The 18,900-nt window shown below is 39.4% G+C and carries 15 protein-coding genes; 10 read left to right on the forward strand and 5 right to left on the reverse strand.

Annotated features, from left to right (window positions below; all coding sequences use genetic code 11):
- The first annotated feature begins 275 nt into the window (after positions 1-275).
- From BTO22_RS15440 to BTO22_RS15450, 3 genes are all read left to right on the forward strand, one after another.
- Entirely contained in the window at positions 276-485 is a 210-nt protein-coding gene (locus BTO22_RS15440; RefSeq protein ID WP_258132618.1) for a DMT family transporter, read from the forward strand.
- A gap of 73 nt (positions 486-558) precedes the next feature.
- Positions 559-1,176 carry an NAD(P)H-dependent oxidoreductase gene (locus BTO22_RS15445; RefSeq protein ID WP_105056578.1) on the forward strand — a complete coding sequence of 206 codons (618 nt, stop codon included), beginning with the start codon at positions 559-561 and terminating at the stop codon, positions 1,174-1,176.
- A gap of 6 nt (positions 1,177-1,182) precedes the next feature.
- The gene (locus BTO22_RS15450) at positions 1,183-3,099 is read left to right on the forward strand and encodes a monovalent cation:proton antiporter-2 (CPA2) family protein (protein WP_105056242.1); all 1,917 of its coding nucleotides are present in this window, start codon (positions 1,183-1,185) and stop codon (positions 3,097-3,099) included.
- 88 nt (positions 3,100-3,187) lie between these two features.
- Here the strand turns inward: BTO22_RS15450 and BTO22_RS15455 are convergent, their stop codons facing one another.
- Complete coding sequence (locus tag BTO22_RS15455) at positions 3,188-4,702, reverse strand: DUF3612 domain-containing protein (RefSeq protein ID WP_105056243.1); 1,515 nt, start codon at positions 4,700-4,702, stop codon at positions 3,188-3,190.
- Positions 4,703-4,861: 159 nt separating this feature from the next.
- Here BTO22_RS15455 and BTO22_RS15460 point away from each other — a divergent pair, with 159 nt between their 5' ends.
- Entirely contained in the window at positions 4,862-5,425 is a 564-nt protein-coding gene (locus tag BTO22_RS15460; RefSeq protein WP_060992217.1) for a malate synthase, read from the forward strand.
- A gap of 46 nt (positions 5,426-5,471) precedes the next feature.
- On the opposite strand, the gene BTO22_RS15465 is transcribed toward BTO22_RS15460, so the two are convergent.
- Positions 5,472-5,948, reverse strand: a complete 477-nt coding sequence (locus BTO22_RS15465; protein ID WP_105056244.1) for a GGDEF domain-containing protein — start codon at positions 5,946-5,948, stop codon at positions 5,472-5,474.
- 121 nt (positions 5,949-6,069) lie between these two features.
- Positions 6,070-6,435, reverse strand: coding sequence for an MmcQ/YjbR family DNA-binding protein (locus tag BTO22_RS15470; RefSeq protein WP_105056245.1), 366 nt, complete (start codon positions 6,433-6,435; stop codon positions 6,070-6,072).
- A gap of 63 nt (positions 6,436-6,498) precedes the next feature.
- Here BTO22_RS15470 and BTO22_RS15475 point away from each other — a divergent pair, with 63 nt between their 5' ends.
- Positions 6,499-6,690 (forward strand): hypothetical protein, encoded by a 192-nt coding sequence (locus BTO22_RS15475; RefSeq protein ID WP_105056246.1) that lies wholly within the window; start codon positions 6,499-6,501, stop codon positions 6,688-6,690.
- 14 nt (positions 6,691-6,704) lie between these two features.
- Here the strand turns inward: BTO22_RS15475 and BTO22_RS15480 are convergent, their stop codons facing one another.
- The gene (locus tag BTO22_RS15480; protein WP_105056247.1) at positions 6,705-7,493 is read right to left on the reverse strand and encodes an AraC family transcriptional regulator; all 789 of its coding nucleotides are present in this window, start codon (positions 7,491-7,493) and stop codon (positions 6,705-6,707) included.
- A 582-nt stretch (positions 7,494-8,075) separates the two neighbouring features.
- On the opposite strand from BTO22_RS15480, the gene BTO22_RS15485 reads away from it, so the two are divergent.
- The gene (locus BTO22_RS15485) at positions 8,076-8,456 is read left to right on the forward strand and encodes a helix-turn-helix domain-containing protein (protein WP_060992212.1); all 381 of its coding nucleotides are present in this window, start codon (positions 8,076-8,078) and stop codon (positions 8,454-8,456) included.
- Positions 8,457-8,595: 139 nt separating this feature from the next.
- A complete protein-coding gene (pepT, locus tag BTO22_RS15490) occupies positions 8,596-9,825 on the forward strand; it encodes a peptidase T (RefSeq protein ID WP_105056248.1) in 1,230 nt (409 codons plus the stop codon).
- 86 nt (positions 9,826-9,911) lie between these two features.
- On the opposite strand, the gene fdhF is transcribed toward pepT, so the two are convergent.
- Complete coding sequence (gene fdhF / locus BTO22_RS15495) at positions 9,912-14,069, reverse strand: formate dehydrogenase subunit alpha (RefSeq protein WP_105056249.1); 4,158 nt, start codon at positions 14,067-14,069, stop codon at positions 9,912-9,914.
- Positions 14,070-14,363: 294 nt separating this feature from the next.
- Here fdhF and glpA point away from each other — a divergent pair, with 294 nt between their 5' ends.
- Genes glpA through glpC form a run of 3 tightly spaced genes read left to right on the forward strand, consistent with a single transcriptional unit; the run spans position 14,364 to position 18,693 of the window.
- Complete coding sequence (glpA, locus tag BTO22_RS15500) at positions 14,364-16,043, forward strand: anaerobic glycerol-3-phosphate dehydrogenase subunit A (protein WP_105056250.1); 1,680 nt, start codon at positions 14,364-14,366, stop codon at positions 16,041-16,043.
- The gene (glpB, locus tag BTO22_RS15505) at positions 16,040-17,410 is read left to right on the forward strand and encodes a glycerol-3-phosphate dehydrogenase subunit GlpB (RefSeq protein ID WP_105056251.1); all 1,371 of its coding nucleotides are present in this window, start codon (positions 16,040-16,042) and stop codon (positions 17,408-17,410) included. The genes glpA and glpB overlap by 4 nt, the downstream gene beginning before the upstream one ends.
- Positions 17,407-18,693, forward strand: a complete 1,287-nt coding sequence (glpC, locus tag BTO22_RS15510; protein ID WP_105056252.1) for an anaerobic glycerol-3-phosphate dehydrogenase subunit GlpC — start codon at positions 17,407-17,409, stop codon at positions 18,691-18,693. The genes glpB and glpC overlap by 4 nt, the downstream gene beginning before the upstream one ends.
- Positions 18,694-18,900: the final 207 nt, after the last annotated feature.

Genomic DNA, 18,900 nt, shown 5'->3' on the forward strand with positions numbered 1-18,900 from the left:
TTAAGAGAGTGAAAGATAGATACAACAAGGGCTCCAGAATGATTGTAATAAATTCGTCTGAAGCCCTTGTTTTTATTGATGTTCGCTTAACTGACTGGCATTACCTACCTTTAGGGGCTTATTTATTATGCCCACCACGACCATTTCATTTCCCTTATTATTATTACAAATATGCAAAAGTAATTATTTATTTCGTCTATTATCATCAAATATGAAATAGCTATACTCTCCCAACTTAACGACACCTTGACTTTAAATTGGAATAATAAAATGAGATGACTTTTTACTTTCTTAGCCAAGCAATGAAAACATTACCTGTTGGTATCGCGCACGTTTCTTGGGCAGGTTTAGCCATTATTGCTGTCACTCTTATTTCAAGTGCGTTTTATCATCAACATTTAGACAGTAAAATTTGGCTAGGTATTCGGTTTATTAGTATCGGGATTGCGATCATAAATCTTTCATCAGTTCCACATACCCATTAAGCCTATTTTATTGCTATGATTGTAAAGTATGCCAGATTTACTTTATAAACTTAGTAAAAACAAAGAGGTTTTAATGACAAAGCAACCAAAGAAAGTATTGATCTTATTTGCTCATCCTTCTCAACATCGTTCAGAAGTGAATGTATCACTGATTAAAGCAGCAAAGAAAATCGAACATGTCACTGTGGTTGATTTGTATCATGACTACCCAAAATTTAATATCGATATTGATAAAGAGCAGCAGCGCCTACTTGAACACGATGTGGTGATTTTTCAATTTCCACTTTACTGGTATTCAACCCCCGCTATTTTAAAAGAATGGCAAGACATGGTACTTGAATATGGGTTTGCTTACGGTACCGAAGGTAAATCATTAGAAGGAAAAATCTTTCTATCTGCTATTACTGCTGGTGGTAAAGAAGAAGCTTATCAAACCAATGGTTATAACCAGTTTACCATTCGCGAACTTCTGCACCCTCTTGAACAAATGGCCTCTTTAACCAATATGGAATACATCGCTCCATTAGTGCTCTTTGGTGCTCGAACTGCATTGGAAGATCAGCGTGTAGAAAGACACACAGAGCGATTTAAAAACTTACTTTCTGCGTTAATTGATGATCGCGTCGATATTTCAGTGGCAAAAACGTTACCTAAGCTAAACCACTCATTCGATAAATTTATTAAGGATTAACGCATTATGACGGGATATTTTTTACAAGCTTTTATCTATCTCTTTGCCGCTGTGATTGCCGTTCCTATCGCCAAACGCCTTGGTCTTGGCTCTGTACTTGGCTATTTAATTGCAGGGGTAGTTATTGGCCCTATCATAGGTTTAGTGGGTGAAGAAACAACAACCATTCAACACTTTGCTGAGTTTGGCGTAGTAATGATGTTGTTTCTTGTTGGTCTTGAGCTCGAACCCAAAATGCTATGGGGAATGCGTAATCGCTTAATGGGATTAGGGGGTTTACAAGTAGGTGGTACAACAGCTATTGTCATGGGTATTGCTCTGTTCTTTGGTCAGCCTTGGACTATCGCCCTCACCATTGGTTTGATCTTCGCACTCTCATCAACCGCTATTGTATTACAAACTTTTAATGAAAAAGGGCTAGCAAAAACTGAAGGCGGTCAAAATGCCTTTTCTGTACTTCTATTTCAAGATATTGCCGTCATTCCGATGCTGGCGTTCATTCCATTATTGGCATTACCAGAGTTAATTGAAAAAGCCCAATTAGCGGCAGCAACCGCAGCAGAGCACCATGATGAGATCAGCTTAGTCGCAGGCCTACCCGGTTGGGCTTATGGCTTAGTGATTACCGCATCTATTGCGCTTGTCGTGGTTGGTGGTCATTATCTTAGCCGCCCACTGTTTCGCTTTGTTGCAAGCTCTGGACTGCGTGAAATATTTACGGCAACAGCATTAATGCTTGTGATTGGTATTGCTGCCCTTATGAGCTTAGTGGGGCTTTCACCTGCACTTGGGACTTTCTTAGCTGGCGTAGTATTAGCTAACTCCGAATTCAGACACGAACTCGAATCGAATATTGACCCATTCAAAGGACTATTGCTTGGTCTGTTTTTCATTACTGTGGGTGCAGGGATCGACTTTGGTATTCTGTTTGATGACTTCTTCACCATTATCGGTTTAACGATTGGGGTAATGGCACTAAAAGCCGCAGTTCTATATGTTTTGGCCTTAATTTTTAAGATCAAAAACAGCAATCGTTGGTTATTCACATTAAGTTTGGCACAAGCAGGTGAGTTCGGATTTGTACTGTTAAGTTTTACGGTTCAAAACCATGTATTACCACCAGAAGTCGCACAGCCATTATCATTAGTTGTTGCCCTTTCTATGTTCTTTACGCCGGGATTATTCATTCTTTTTGATAAAGTGATTTTGCCTCGTTTCCAACAAAAATCGAATGACCGTGAAACTGACAACATTGATGAAAAAGGCACGGTAATCATTGCCGGCGGTGGCCGATTTGGCCAAGTAGTCAATCGTTTCTTAGTATCAAACCATGTAAAAACAGTAGTTCTAGATCATCAAGCAGATCAAGTAGATATACTTCGCCAAATTAATACCAAAAGTTATTTTGGTGATGCTACGCGCCCAGACCTACTACATACCGCAGGAATCGAACATGCAGCAATGTTAGTTGTAGCTATCGATAACCAAGAAAGCAGTGTTGAACTAGTTAAATACATTAAACACACTTATCCAAAAGTAAAAATACTCGCTCGTGCTTACGATAGAGGCCATTCTTATATGCTTCGTTGTGCAGGTGCTGATTTTATTGAATCAGAGACCACTCGTTCAGCTCTTGAGATGGGGGCAGAAGCTATGCGTGGATTAGGCCAGCACCCATTCCATGTTGAACAGCAAAAATTAGCGTATAAAAAGGTAGAAAACGAAAGCTCTGATAAATTGTACCAAGCATGGTTAGACGATTCAGAGGGTAAACGATTTGATAATAACTATCGCAAACTTTTCATTGAGCTTGAAAGTACGATCAAACATGCAATGAGTAAAGATCATTCTGATAAACACAACCAATCAGAACGTGCGTGGACGCCACCACCAAAAGGTTATGCTGATGATCTGGATGAGTAGTCACTCGAATTAATAACCCAAGTTTTTACACATAAAAATGCCCTACTCATTACTGACTAAGGCATTTTTCTTTGCAATTAAACAAATTTTATTCTTTGCATTCAGAATAGCAACTCGGCTTTCTCGGACATACAGCACCACGAGAACAAATTACCCGAGCATCGGTTTCCAACCCACGCTCAATCCAATTAATGTTCAATATCTTAGCGACACTAATTAGTTCTCTTTTTATTCCTTTCGCTATTGGGCTTTCACCGCCATTTTTCACACACGCTTTTTGTAGATCACGAGCTAATGACACCGCATCTTTACCTTGTGCCTCAATCGCAGGGTTTAAATCTATCCCCGCACACAACACTCTATTATTCCCCGCGGGATCTGTCATGTTAATTGATTCACAGCAATATATTCTCGGCTCATTACCCACGTTTAGAATGGATATTTGCGCCGAACTTCCCTCTTTAGGCTCTGATAACCGTCTAAACACCGCCCAATGGTGACAAGGATCATTCACTTGTTTCATATTTCCCCAAGGCAAAGGAATACCATTTCCCCGATACACAGCTTTAAGCTTTCCCGGAGCATACGCATCAAAATAGTGCCAATGGGGGTAAGGAGAAACGACAGTCATACGCCTCATCGCCACAGAAGGAGAAACACCAGCCAAGCGATGTGCGTCTATCTCATAGCCATGTCTATCAAGCAATTGCCTAAACGGTACTCGTGGACACAATAGCGCACCAGCAAAGAAACTGGATTCAAAATCACGCCACGCATTTAAAATATCTTGAGCATTAAGAGAGCTATCTGTGTGATGGATCTCATCATCAAACACACGATGGCTACCCACAGATAATGAGCTCTTTAACCCTTCTTTGTTATGTAAAACACAGTGTCCAATATAAACGGCTAAATCATATTTTAATCGCGTTGGATGATTCTTTAAGATCTCATTCAAATAAACTGTACATGGCGGTTCAAAGAAAGAAGTTAATAACTCTTTACCATTAACACCAAATTCATCTACGACTGATTTAGGTGTTTCTTTTACCCATTTAAAGATCAAACCATGTTTAGCGGCAATATCCATCATCTGCTCAACACTGAGTGGCAGTTGTTTTAATCCAACCTCTTCAGCTGCGCGTTCTAGATCTGGGAAATGGTTTTGGTTGTTTTCTTGGTGAGCTCGAATAAGAAGATGAGCAAATTGGCGGCCTGTCACTCCTGTCTGATTGAGCATTTCAGGGATCGCGATTTGAAGGATATCATTAGAGAACAGAAAACTCGGTTCCAATGCCATACCACTAATACCGCCCTTTCTACCCTTATCAGGTGTAATGGCTTGAGACTCTGGCTCACTGTCTAAAAACCACGATGACTCTTTTTGAAATACCGTAGCGATAACTTCTAACATATCAGCGCTGGGAACCCGCTTTCCCCTCTCTATCATTGATAGATAAGAGACTGACGGTGAATTCTCAGGATCCACACGAATGCATCGCGTAGAAAGATCTTCCATCGTTAAGTGATTGCGTTTTCTCAGATTACGAATTTTTGTTCCAAGAAAATGACTTTGTCTAATTATACTTTTTGACTGGCGCATCTTGTAAAATTCACACTGTTAAGTTTTTGTTGTGAAATTGTAATCAAAACTACGCTAAGCTTCAATACAAGTAAGTAAACAACTCTGACCAGTGTGACTTACTTACCAATGTCGACTAGAACGGCATAACTTTAGGACTATTTATTCGAGGGCAAGACTATGGCTATCACAAATATAAACAACACGAATAACGCACAACAAGAAACCCCGTTTATGGCTGAAGCTGTCTATGCCGTGGAAAACATGGATGCAGGTCATACTGAAGAAAAGCAACATCAGATCAAAAACTTACTTGATCAACTTTTCCCTTTAACAAAAGGGTCTCATCAAGACGTAACCAACTACTTACTGGATTATCATCATTTAGTTGTATTTTTTAAAGATGGCAGTTGCAGTGGTTTACGTAACCCAGGAAAGTTTGTAGCATTTACCGGTCACCGCTCATCTCCTGATACCATTCTTTTAAAAGACAATAGCGGCAGCCATGTTGAGATCATCTTTGGTCACCATGAACCGGGGAAAAATACGTTAGTAACGATAGAAGATATTGAAATGGAGACGTGCACTACTTTTAGTCAAGATTTCAGTTTAGCCGCAATGCGTCATTGGATTAGCCTATTAAAACGTGATGAAAAATCACACCATAAAGCACATCGAGAAGATAAAGAATACACAGCAAAGAATGGAGATGATTATCAACTAGCCTGTTGTTTTAGTTTATAATTTATAAATAAGCCATCATATTAAGGTGGCTTAATTTTCAATAAACTTACCGATGTTTATAAAAATACATACTTCGATCCGCCTTATGCAGTAACTCATCAATCGATTTCATTTCTGTATTAAACAAACTATAACCTATCGTTGTATCAACACAAATAAGAACCCCATTAAACTCTATTGGGGTATCACTAACTGCTGATTTAATTTTCGTTATCAGATCATAAATGTCTTTCTTTTGATTAATCCTAGGTAGTAAGACTAAATATTCATCACCACCGATCCGAGCAATAATATCATTGCTTCTTAGCACAGCCACAACACGCTTGGCGACTTCTTTTAGTACTTCATCGCCAGCAGCATGACCATATGTATCATTTATACTTTTAAATTTATTTAAATCTAGGTTCAGTAAAAAGTTCTGTTGCTTCGAATGAAGCTCTTCTACAATCCAGATAACGACAATACAACAAATAGCAATAGTTAATAACACCACTTTTTTAGTTAAAAATAATCTAACTCTCATAATTATCTTCTACCAACCTCCATCTATTTGTATTACCAAAACAGATATATAATTATGCTTATCAATAGTATCATCTAAAAACAAACTGACAGAATGCTAGTCGATTCTAATTTCTATATGACTATTCTTTAACTTTCATTTTTTGAACTTTAGTAAGTTTTGAAATAACCAAATCATAAGAATTATCTACCCATGACTCTATCATGCTTATCGTAATATCTTCTGAGCACTTTACTGTAATCCAATGCTTCTTACTCATGTGATAACCACGTTCTATTTCTTTAAATTCTTCAGTCAGGAAAGTAACATCTTCCGGTTTTGCTTTAAGCGTAATAGTCAGCTGCCCATCTCGGTATCCTATCAACGCAAACATTTTATTAAAAACTTTAAACACATGAGCTTCAGGGCCAAAAGGAAATGAATCATCGCTGCAGGGTTTTGAGAGTAAATAATTAATCCATTCTTTTTCTATGACATTGTTCTCCATCAAGAGTACCTTTGTATTTTATGTTAAAATTCTTATACTTTAATTTACCGTGAAGAAACACCAATGTCATCAGAACTTAAACTTATCCCTATTGCTCTTTTGTGTGTTTTCCTTTCAATTATAGGTCATTTTATCTTAAGTAGTTTATTCTCTGAGGCTAGTTGGCTAGAATATGTTGCTGCCATCACTCCATTAAGCATGATAGCGATTGTCTACTACGCCTTTAAATTTGCAGCAAAAAATGATGAACGATAACACTGCTCTTTAATTTAAATCGAATGCTTCAATTTATATTGTTCTGGAGTGCAATCAGCATAACGTTTAAACATAGTAATAAAAGGACTCGTTTGGTTGTAACCTAAACTGAATGCAATTTCTTTAATTGACATTTTTTTACGTAGTAACTCTAATGAATAAAGATAGCGGATCCTTAATCGCCATTCAGTAAAACTCATCCCTAATTCATTTTGGCAATGACGTGCTAGTGTTCTTTCTGTCGTATGATTACGAGCAGCCCATTCAGCTAAAGAGGTTTCATCAGCTGGGTTTGCTTCTAAGGTTTCTAATATTGGTTTTAATAATTTATCTTTAGATGTAGGTAAAAAGCGCTCACTCTGTTTAGCAACTAGCAGCTGATCAAATAAAACTCGGATCAATCTCTCTTCCTGTTCATTTTCTGGCTGCTGTATACCCTGCTCGCGCAACTCTGCAATAAGAGCTTCAACTAAGGGACCGACTTCTAATAAACACGTATGAGAAGGTAATTCCTTTGCTAAATCAGGAATAATATTTACAGAACAATAAGCAATAGGTTTTCGGTTATAACTTTGGTGCTGAACACCAGCAGGAACCCAAATAGCAAAATGCGAAGGCGCTAAAAAACGATGACCTTCCGCTTTTAACTCTAAAATACCCCCACTTATAATTTGCAGCTGTCCCCATGAATGAGAGTGCGAACGAGTTTCAGTGTTTGAACGAAATGCATCAAATAATAAATAAATATCTGAGGGTAAGGTTTCAAAAGTTACAGATGCTTGTATATGTCGTTCAACTGCCATTTATCTTCCTAATCGACTGTTATAAATTTAAATATCAACTAATAAATAGTAACTAAAGCTATATAAACACAGTTATTTATCACTAACAAGTATATTAATAGAAAAAGAAGAAACCAACTTAAATGACCTTTTCCATTCACATTTTAAAACATACTATCCTTCTTAAATTATTTAAAAAAAATAAAGAACCTTTTTCCCTACAAACCATTTGCATTACAGTATTAATGTGATTACTATGCAACCAATTAATCTATAAAATTATCTTTATTTGTTTTAAATCAAAAAGATAGCGAGTAACAGTAATAATAATTTGGCTAATTATATTTATTGTTAACTGCGTTCCATTTATTGTGGTTAATTATAATGAACATGTTCATATTAAAATAAGAAAATTGACAGCGTCACGATTATTTAAATGTAATTAACAAATATCATGGTGAAAAATATTTTACCCATTTCTTTAATTATATTTAGGCTATGAAGTTTATTTCATTCTCCTTAAAAGCAAAGAGAAAATTTATTTCGTAATAAATGACAACCTCATTTCTTTATATTATAAAATCAATATTTCCGAGGTCTATTGTGTTAGATGAAAACACCTCTATGGAAAGCATTTCTCGACGGATCGAGCTAAGAAAAGCTGAGTTAGGGCTTTCGAACACTCAAATTGCTACGGCGTGTGATGTATCAACCAGAACGGTGATCAACTGGACAAGTGGGCTTTCTAGTCCACATATATCAAAGCTTATCCCGTTAAGCTTTATTCTACGAAAAGAGATCGGCTGGATAATTTCTGGTAGTGATAATATTCCTGATTGGTTAGGTGTAACTATGAATGATGTCATAGGATTTCACCAAGAACTTTCAAAGTATTCAAAATCTGAACGTACCATGCTTTTTAAATCAATCAGTAATTTGATTGAGCAGTTTGGCTTTATTTTAAAAGCGAAAGAAAACAAGTAAATACCCTATTCCATTTAGCGCATATCTATAAAATATGCGCTATCTGCACTTCCTTTTCATGACCCATCGCAATTTTTCATCTCCTTTTTTGATCCATACTCATTCTTTGCCTTCTTTTGAATTACATAGAGTGACTATCATGAAAAACCTTGTAAAACGCTTTCTTTCTTATGTGAGTATCGATACTCAATCAAATCCTTCAGCATCTCAGTGCCCTAGTACCGAAAAGCAATTCAACTTAGCTAAACAATTAATTGCTGAGTTAACTGAGCTTGGACTCTCTGATGTATCTTTAGATGAGAATGGCTATGTCATGGCTCGTTTGCCTTCGAACGTCGACTACACTGTCCCTGCAATTGGCTTTATTGCTCATATGGACACCGCTCCAGATGCATCCGGTGAGAATGTTAAACCTCAACTTATAGAAAACTATCAAGGCGACATTATTACCCTTGGCACCAGTGGCGAAGAGTTAAACCCAGCTCAATTTCCTGATTTAAAAAACCTTATCGGTCATGATCTCATCACTACAGATGGAACGACTCTACTTGGTGCAGATAATAAAGCCGGTATTGCCGAAATTTTAACGGCCATTGCGGTACTAAAAGCCAATCCAAAAATTCCACACGGTGATATCTGTATTGGCTTTACTCCAGATGAAGAAATTGGCCGTGGCGCAGACCTATTTGACGTTGAAAAATTCAATGCTAAGTGGGCGTATACTATCGATGGTGGCCCTGTGGGTGAATTAGAATATGAAAACTTTAACGCTACCAGTGCAGATGTTATTTGCCACGGTGTAAACGTTCATCCGGGCACAGCTAAAGGTAAAATGATTAACTCGATGAATATCGCGGCTCAATTTCAAATGATGATGCCAGCAAATGAAACCCCAGAAGGCACTGAAGGCTACGAAGGTTTCTATCATTTAAAATCAATGGAAAGCGGCGTAGCAAAAACTGAGCTTGGTTATATTGTTCGTGACTTTAGCCGTGAAGGCATGGCTGAGCGTAAAGCCTTTATGCAGCAAAAAGTAGATGAGTTAAATGCAAAATTAGAGAAAGGTCGTGTTGAATTAATCTTAACCGACAGCTACTTCAATATGCGTGAAATGGTAGAACCTCATCCACACGTCATCGAATTAGCAAAACAAGCAATGACCGCTTGTGACATTCAACCTGATATTAAACCAATCCGAGGCGGGACTGATGGTGCTCGTTTATCTTTTATGGGTTTACCTTGCCCTAATATCTTTACGGGTGGTTATAACTTCCACGGTATTCATGAATTCATTACCATTAATGGCATGAAACAAGCCGTTGATGTAATTGTGAAAATTGCAGAGTTAAACGCGCTGAATAATAAGTAATTTAACTCTGTTCAAAAAAAAGTCACAAACAAAAACGCCCGATGATTGTATAACCATCGGGCATTTTTTATTTTAACGTATAATGATTATTCACACATTTCTGGTACTACGATCTTCTCAACCTTCACCGCTGCCACTTTAAACTCAGGGATCTTCGCATGAGGATCAAGCGCTGTTGTGGTCAGTTTATTCGCTGCCGCTTCCACAAAATGGAACGGTACAAATATCACGCCTTCTTGCATACGCTTAGTCACAAATGCAGGCGCTTCAATCGTGCCACGGCGTGTTGATACTCGAACCATCTCACTGTTTGAGATACCTAAACGCTCAGCATCTGCCACACTCATCATGGCGCGCGGACCAGCAAGGTTGTTCAACCCTTTAGTTTTACGTGTCATGGTACCTGTATGGTACTGCTCCAATAAGCGACCCGTTGTGAGCACTAATGGATACTCTTCATCAGGCAACTCAGCCGCATATCTAAATGGAACCGCTGCCATTTGACCTTTACCACGTAAGAATTGCTGATTATGCATAATGCGAGTGCCTTGCGGATTCGCGTCATTACATGGCCATTGAAGTCCATTTTTACCAATCGCATCCCAATGCATACCTTGGTACTGAGGTGTCACTTGAGTGATCTCTTCAGTAATGTCCTCAACCGATTGGTAGTTCCACTCGCCGCCCATTGCATTGGCAATTTCTTGGATTATCCACCAATCTTCTTTCGCTTCACCCGGAGGATTAACTGCAGGAGAAATACGCTGAACACGGCGCTCAGTATTAGTAAAGTGACCCGCTTTTTCTGCAAACGAACACGATGGCAGAATAACATCAGCATAAGCCGCGGTTTCCGTCATAAAGATATCTTGTACAACTAAGAAATCTAGCGTCTCTAAACCATGAATTACATGAGCTTGATCAGGGTCACTCAACACTGGGTTCTCGCCCATGACGAATAAACCTTTTACTTGCTCATGGCACGCCGCATCTATGATTTCCGTTAGTGTTAAGCCTTTCTTATTTGGTAAGTCTGGCTTATTCCACGCTTTTACGAACTTCTCGTAAACCGCAGGATTCTCGACTTTTTGGTAACCCGGGAAATCCGTCGGTAATGCGCCCATATCACACGCACCTTGTACGTTTGATTGGCCACGAAGTGGATTAATCCCCCCCCCTTCAATACCAATGTTGCCACACAACATTTGTAAGTTCGCAATAGAGCGAACGTTGTCATGCCCTGTCGTATGCTGCGTAATACCCATTGAATAGTAAATAGCAGTACGCTTGGCTGTACCAATATAACGTGCCATTTCAATCACATCTTGTGCTTTTACGCCTGTGATTAGCTCAATTTTCTCAGGTGAATACGTCTCTGACATTACTTCTGCTTTCAGCTCATCAAAGCCTTCAACTCGTTCAGAAATGTACGCTTGATCGTGCCAGTTATTCTTAATAATCTGCTGCATAATACCGTTAAGTAACATCACATCCGTACCCGGACGTTGCGCTACATACAGTTCTGCATGATCAGAGATATCTACTTGTTTTGGATCCGCAACAATCAAACGAGCACCGTGATGACGAATAGCTTGCTTGATATGAGAAGCAATTATCGGATGAGCAGATGTGGTGTCAGAACCAATAATAAAGATCAGATCTGAATGCTTGATACTTGGAATATCATTGGTCATTGCACCACTGCCGATAGACGCTTCTAAGCCCGTTACCGTAGTTGAGTGACATAAACGCGCACAATGGTCGAGGTTATTGGTTTCAAACTCACGACGCACCAATTTTTGGAACGCGTAGTTATCTTCATTGGTGGTTTTTGCAGAAGAGAAACCCGCTAATGCATTGCCGCCATGTTGAGACTTAATGGCACTGAATTTATCAGCAACTAATGTGATCGCCTCTTCCCAACTTGCAGGAACTAACTCACCATTTTTACGAATTAACGGTGTTTTTAAACGTTCATCACTGCTGACAAAATCAAAACCAAAACGGCCTTTAACACACAGCATACCTTCGTTCACAGGAGATGATTTCGCACCTTGAACATATTTAATTTTGTTTGTCGATTCATCAACCATCATAGTTAACTTACAACCCACACCGCAGTATGTACAAATGGTATCAACCGGTTTTAAAATTTCGATTCGGCCTTGAGATTTATCCCGGGAATCAACCAATGCACCAACAGGACACGCTTGAACACACGCACCACATTGCACGCAGTTAGAATTGCCCATGTCATAACCGTGTTCAAACCCTGCACGACATTCAGGGCGAGAGGCATTGGTTCCGTCTTCATTTTTCATGAAGCTTAATACACCATGCACGCCCTTCTCGTTACACGCTTCAACACACTGACCACAGCTGATACAACGGTTCGCATCAAACACAATGAATTCAGAGCTAGTATCAATAGCAAACTTTTGCTTACTTTCGTTAGTTAAGTCTGTTTCATCGGCTTTGTATTCCGTCGCATAATCACGCAAACCACAATTAGTGTTCGCCTGACATGCACACTCTAAACAACGTTCCGCTTCACGTATTGCATCTAAATTATCAAAACCCGTTTCAACTTCATCAAAGCTTTGTTCACGTTGCTCTGCGGTTAACTCTGGCATAATAACGCGCATCGCTTTTTGAATGTGCTCGAAGTATTTAGGATCTACCTGCTTGGTTTTTTTCTCTTTTTGAGAATTAAACGGTTTAGTTGGAATTTTCTCCATATCACCACTAAAGAAACGATCAATCGCTTCTGCAGCAATACGCCCATCAGCAACCGCTTCAATAGCCGTTGCAGGACCACGACGAAAATCACCAATACTAAAAATGTTTTTCACACCACTGTGCATGGTTAGGCTATTCGAATCAGCCGTATTCCAACGAGTCAGTGGCAAATCAATCGTATCGTTCTCTAAAAAGCTTAAATCTGGTTTTTGAGAGACTGCTGAAATTACAGTATCAAACTCTTCAATAAAGAATTCACCCGTTGCTTTAGGGCTGCGGCGACCAGATGCATCCGGTTCACCCAATGCCATTTTTTCTAAACGAACTTGGGTAACACGACCTTCTGAATCCGCAATATTCTCAACAGGGTTAGTTAAGAAATGGAATTTAACGCCTTCATGTTCAGCTTCAACCACTTCATAATCTTCAGCTGGCATTTCTTCACGAGTACGACGATAAATAAGTGTAGTATCTGCACCATCACGCACCGCAGTACGAGCACAGTCAATCGCAGTGTTACCCCCACCAATTACCGCTACTTTTTTGCCTGTCGTTAATTTAGATTCTGTTACGTAATCTTTTAAGTAATCAACACCTAAGTAGCAACCACCAAGCTCACTGCCTTGATAATGCATTTCAACGGCTTTTGAAGCACCGACCGCCAAACAGACTGCGTCATACTCATCACTTAACTGTGTTAATGAGAAATCCTCGCCTAATTTCACAGAGGTTTGAATGTCCATACCATTACGACACATCAATTCGATTTCTTTATCTAAAATTGATTTTGGTAAACGATATTCAGGAATACCATAACGTAGCCAACCGCCCGCTTTAGGCATCGACTCAAACACCGTTACGCTGTAACCCTCATTGGTTAGGTAATAGCCACAGGTTAATCCACCAGGGCCGCTGCCAATTACAGCAATGGATTTACCTTTATCTGTTTTTTTCGGTGGAACGTAAGATTCTTGAGCATGCAGATCCACATCTGCGGCGTGACGTTTAAGTTGACGAATAGCCAATGGCTCATCAACCAAGCCACGACGACACTCTGTTTCACAAAAAGCAGGACAGACACGGCCAATCGACAATGGCATTGGTAATGTTCGTTTGATGACTTCAATGGCTTTTTGATGATCATTTTGCGAAATATGGTACAGATATGATTGTATATCCACGCCAGCTGGGCACGCAGTTTGGCACGGCGCTTCGCAATCTGCGTAATGATCAGAAAGAATTTTATTTAATGCACTTTGACGACGTTTTGCTAACGCTTCAGACGAAGTGATCACTTGCATACCATCAACGGCTTGAGTTTCACAAGCGCGTTGAATTCCTTGACCATCAACTTCTACAACACACAGATCACATGGTATTTTTTCGCCATTAATGTTGTTTCCACACAGTGACGGGATCTCGACATTGCATTCCTTTGCAGCTGCTAACAGTGTTAACTCTTCATCGATAGTGAATGTTTGGTTATCTATAGTTATTTTCATCATTCAGTACCCTAGATTTATTACTAATTATCCCGATTATATCATCTGTTCTTTATAAAATTTGATGTGACTCTCAAATCCACTCACCTTCCATTCGAAAACGCGCAAATCATCCTCTTTACCATCACGTTAAATCCCTAAATCCACCTTCGTTTAATGAGATTCATGTGACTTATATACCAAAACGAAAATTATACGAATGCGCGAACGAACATAGTTGCGCTAAATCAAAGAAAGTGCAGAAGATAAATATCATCATAGTTCCATACATCATAAGTGGTAAAAAGAGAGTGAATTATGGATAAAACGTCTCGATTAGAAACGTCAGTGATCATCATCGGAGGTGGTGCGACAGGCACGGGGATCATGCGTGACTGTGCTCTGCGCGGTATCGATTGCATTTTAATTGAAAAAGACGATTTAGCTTCTGGAACCACAGGCCGAAATCATGGCTTACTTCACTCTGGGGCTCGCTATGCCGTTACGGATAACGAATCTGCTAAAGAATGCATTCATGAGAATAAAATATTAAAAAACATCGCAAAGCATTGTGTTGAAGATACACAAGGCCTGTTTATCTCTCTTCCTGATGACGACTTAGATTTCCAAAAACAGTTTATTGAGTCATGCCAAGTTGCTGGTATTGAAGCAAAACAACTCACCCCTAAAGAAGCCTTATTATTAGAACCTAATGTAAACCCTAATCTTATTGGTGCAGTTCAAGTACCCGATGGCACTCTCGATCCTTTTCGCTTATGTGCGGCAAATGTGCTCGATGCGAAAGAAAATGGTGCGCGTTTACTCACTCACACTCATGTTACCTCGCTTATTCGCCATCAAGATACCGTCCTTGGGGTGAATTGCATTAATGTTAGAACCAATCAAAAAATTGAAATATTCGCATCGGAAGTCATAAATGCCGCAGGTATTTGGGGACAAAATATCTGTGAATACGCTGATTTAAGTATCAAAATGTTCCCAGCCAAAGGCTCATTACTTATCTTAGATTATCGTATTAATAACTTAGTAATAAACCGTTGCCGTAAACCTTCTGATGCCGACATTTTAGTACCGGGTGACACTATTTCATTGATAGGAACAACCTCTGAACATATTGATTACGATAAAATTGATGATCTTCATGTCAGTGCTAAAGAAGTGGATATTCTATTAAGTGAAGGGGCAAAACTCGCACCTATCATGGCAAATACTCGTGTCCTTCGTGCTTATGCGGGTGTGCGTCCATTAGTTGCTGTTGATGATGATGGCTCAGGCCGTAATATCAGCCGCGGTATTGTCTTGCTTGACCATGGAGAAAAAGACGGGCTAAACGGGTTTACTACTATTACGGGAGGCAAGTTAATGACCTCTCGTTTGATGGCAGAAATGACCACCGATCTTGTGGCTAAAAAATTGAATAACTCCCAACAATGCACAACACATAGCCGTCCACTCCCAGGTTCAAACAGTGCTTCTATTGCCGCGAAAAAAACCGCGAGCTTAGCAAAACCCGTTTATCAAAGTGCGGTATATCGCCATGGTGAGCGAGCACAACGCTTCTTAACTGATAATGCCAAAGATCAAGCGGTAATTTGTGAATGTGAAATGGTAACTCAAGGTGAAATTAACTACGCCATCAATCAATTAGATGTACACAACTTAGTCGATCTACGTCGTCGTACTCGTTTAGGTATGGGGCCTTGCCAAGGTGAACTATGTACTTACCGCGCTGCTGGGCTATTTGAAGAATGTGGACAAGTCTCTGGCAATCAATCAAGCCAATTATTGACTCACTTTTTAGAAGAACGCTGGAAAGGTATCAAACCCGTTTTCTGGGGAGATGCATTACGTGAGGCTGAATTTAGCTATTGGATTTATGAAGGCTTATTTGGTGCAAGCGATATACCTACCGCTAGCACCAGCGTAGATGCAGCTATAACGTCAGAACAGCAAAAAGAACAAGAGGCAACATTATGAATTTCGATACCATTATCATTGGCGGCGGCATGGCAGGCTTAAGTTGTGCTCTACGCTGCTTAGAAGCGGGATTAAAAACAGCCGTTATCGCTTCTGGTCAAAGTGCGCTTCACTTCTCATCGGGTTCTGTTGATGTATTAGCAAAAACGCCTGATGGTACACATGTTATCGATCCAATGACGGCGATTGATGGGTTTTCGACTCATTATCCTGAACACCCTTATGCCACATTAGGAAAAGAAACGGTAAACCGTGCTATTGATTGGTACCAAGCGACGCTATCTAGTATTGGTGTTCCACTAACCTCTCAAACAAACGGACGTAATCATTATCGATTAACACCACTAGGCACAATGAAATCAACATGGTTATCGCAACCTTTTGTTCATCAATTCCCGATGGCATTAGAAAGCAATACTGTTCAAAAAATCGTATTGATTACAGTGGATGGCTTTCGTGATTTTCAACCAAAGTTAGCGCAAGATAACCTAAAGCAAATCATTCAATTATCTGATGTTGAAATTTCTACAGCAAGCGTCTCTTTGTCTGCTTTTAATGACATTCAACGTAATCATTGTGAATTACGATCCATTGATCTTTCTCGATTATTAGCAAAACGAGCGAACTTGCAAGAGTTTGCACATGCTCTACAGCAGCACGCCAATCCCGGCGATCTTGTCGTAATTCCGGCTATTTTTGGTAATGGCAAAGGTTTGGGGCTTTTAAAGGAGATTGAAGCGTTAACTCAATTGACCTTGTGTGAAGTTCCAACTATGCCACCATCATTATTGGGTATTCGATTAGAAGAAACCATGAAACACGCTTTCATTGAACAAGGTGGAACCCTACTCAATGGAGACCACGTTATTCAGGGTGAGTTTTCGTATGTTGATAAAGAAGATCCTGAACATTCGCACTACAGATTAAACCGAATTTTCACTAAAAATCATGGTGACTTTCCACTGCAAGCAAAGCAGTTTGTACTAGCCACTGGCAGTTTCTTTAGCCAAGGCTTAAAAGCAAGTGCAGATTCAATGGAAGAACCTATTTTTGGCTTAGATATGGATCAAACAGCTTCTCGTACAGATTGGTACAGCTCTGCTTTTTTTAGTCCACAATCTCACCCATTTTTAAGCATGGGTGTAAAAACAACACCACAACTACAAGCGATAAAATCAGGTCATATTATTGATAACTTCTACTGTGCAGGAGCCATCTTATCTGGTTATAACCCTGTATTAGAAGGCAGCGGCAGTGGCGTTGCAATTAGTACTGGCTTTCATGCTGCAGAATCAATAATCAAGCAGATCAAACCTGACTTTTTATCCGCCAACCAAACAGAAAAACAACAAGAGGTCGCATTATGAGCAGCCCATTATTCAATTCAAATCTACTAAAAGGCGATTTACTCAAAGATCGCTTTGCAAAAAATAACTTAATCTTCAGAGCTCCAGCAAATACGAGTTTTGATCAGTGTTTAAAATGCACCGTATGTACCGTGTATTGTCCAGTAGCTAAAGAGAACCCTGATTATCCTGGTCCAAAACAATGTGGACCTGATGGTGAGCGTTTACGCTTTAAAAGCCCAGAATATTATGATGAAACCTTAAAACTCTGCACCAACTGCAAGCGCTGTGAAACGGCTTGTCCGTCAGGAGTTAAAATTGGTGACATGATCGCGGTCGCTCGTGGTAAACACGGAAAACCCGCTTATAACATGAAAGGCATTCGTGATTTTGTATTAAGTCATACTGATCTATTTGGCTCAGTAGCAACACCTGTTGCCCCTATTGTAAACGCTGTTACGAGCGTACCCTTAGTTAAAAAAGTGATGCATAAAACCATTGGCGTCCATGACCATAAATCATTACCAAAATACTCTCATGGTACTTTCCGCCGTTGGTATAAAAAAGAAGTGTCTGATCAGTCAATCTACCAACAACAAGTCCATTATTTTCACGGCTGTTTTGTTAATTATAATCATCCACAACTAGGTAAAGACTTTATCCGTGTCATGAACAACATGCATATTGGCGTGCAGTTATTAGATAAAGAAAAATGTTGTGGTGTTCCATTAATTGCTAATGGCTTTCATAAAAAAGCACAAAAAAACGCCGAGTTTAATGTTGCTAATTTAGAAGCTGCAATTGAACGTAGAGATGTGCCGATTTTATCAACCTCTTCTACCTGTTCATTCACCTTACAACAAGAATATCCACACGTATTAGATGTCGATAACAGCAAAGTAGCGAAAAAAATAGAATACGTTACACGCTTCATACTAAAAGAAATAATGAATGGTCATGGGCCTAAAATGAAACCCTTAAATAAGAAGATTGTCTACCATACGCCTTGTCATTTAGAACGGAGTGGTGGCAATATCTACACTATCGAATTGCTGCGTGCTATCCCCGGTTTGGAAGTGCAAGTACTAGACAGTGAATGCTGTGGTTTAGCTGGAACTTACGGTTTTAAAACTGAGAATTACGATACCTCTATCGCTATTGGTAAAAATATCTTTGACCAAATTAAAGCCGCCGCCCCCGATTATGCCATTACTGACTGTGAAACGTGTAAATGGCAAATAGAAGAGAACACAAATGTGACAACTATTCACCCAATTTCGTTATTGTGTGAGGCCCTAATATAACAAACAATACCTATGTAGGGCAAAAGATCGGTTCCCCCACCGTCTTTGCCCTTTCCCCCCAAACTTATTGACATTAATAATATTAAGACGCTTTAAGCTGGGCGCTTTAAATCGAGTTACCTTGTACTATACTTTTCTATAGAGTGTATACACACAAGGAAATCACCGTGCATTTTTTACCACTTCGCTGGATTATTCCACTTATAA

The organism is Aliivibrio sifiae (assembly GCF_002954705.1).
GTDB classification, from domain to species: Bacteria; Pseudomonadota; Gammaproteobacteria; order Enterobacterales; family Vibrionaceae; genus Aliivibrio; species Aliivibrio sifiae_A.

Excerpts from the sequence above, each read along its gene's own strand:
- BTO22_RS15445 (WP_105056578.1), top strand. The coding sequence starts at position 559 with ATGACAAAGCAACCAAAGAAAGTATTGATCTTATTTGCTCATCCTTCT.
- pepT (WP_105056248.1), top strand. The coding sequence starts at position 8,596 with ATGAAAAACCTTGTAAAACGCTTTCTTTCTTATGTGAGTATCGATACT.
- glpC (WP_105056252.1), top strand. The coding sequence starts at position 17,407 with ATGAGCAGCCCATTATTCAATTCAAATCTACTAAAAGGCGATTTACTC.
- BTO22_RS15450 (WP_105056242.1), top strand. The coding sequence starts at position 1,183 with ATGACGGGATATTTTTTACAAGCTTTTATCTATCTCTTTGCCGCTGTG.
- BTO22_RS15455 (WP_105056243.1), bottom strand. The coding sequence starts at position 4,702 with ATGCGCCAGTCAAAAAGTATAATTAGACAAAGTCATTTTCTTGGAACA.
- glpA (WP_105056250.1), top strand. The coding sequence starts at position 14,364 with ATGGATAAAACGTCTCGATTAGAAACGTCAGTGATCATCATCGGAGGT.
- BTO22_RS15440 (WP_258132618.1), top strand. The coding sequence starts at position 276 with ATGACTTTTTACTTTCTTAGCCAAGCAATGAAAACATTACCTGTTGGT.
- BTO22_RS15480 (WP_105056247.1), bottom strand. The coding sequence starts at position 7,493 with ATGGCAGTTGAACGACATATACAAGCATCTGTAACTTTTGAAACCTTA.
- fdhF (WP_105056249.1), bottom strand. The coding sequence starts at position 14,069 with ATGATGAAAATAACTATAGATAACCAAACATTCACTATCGATGAAGAG.
- glpB (WP_105056251.1), top strand. The coding sequence starts at position 16,040 with ATGAATTTCGATACCATTATCATTGGCGGCGGCATGGCAGGCTTAAGT.
- BTO22_RS15465 (WP_105056244.1), bottom strand. The coding sequence starts at position 5,948 with ATGAGAGTTAGATTATTTTTAACTAAAAAAGTGGTGTTATTAACTATT.
- BTO22_RS15470 (WP_105056245.1), bottom strand. The coding sequence starts at position 6,435 with ATGGAGAACAATGTCATAGAAAAAGAATGGATTAATTATTTACTCTCA.
- BTO22_RS15460 (WP_060992217.1), top strand. The coding sequence starts at position 4,862 with ATGGCTATCACAAATATAAACAACACGAATAACGCACAACAAGAAACC.
- BTO22_RS15475 (WP_105056246.1), top strand. The coding sequence starts at position 6,499 with ATGTCATCAGAACTTAAACTTATCCCTATTGCTCTTTTGTGTGTTTTC.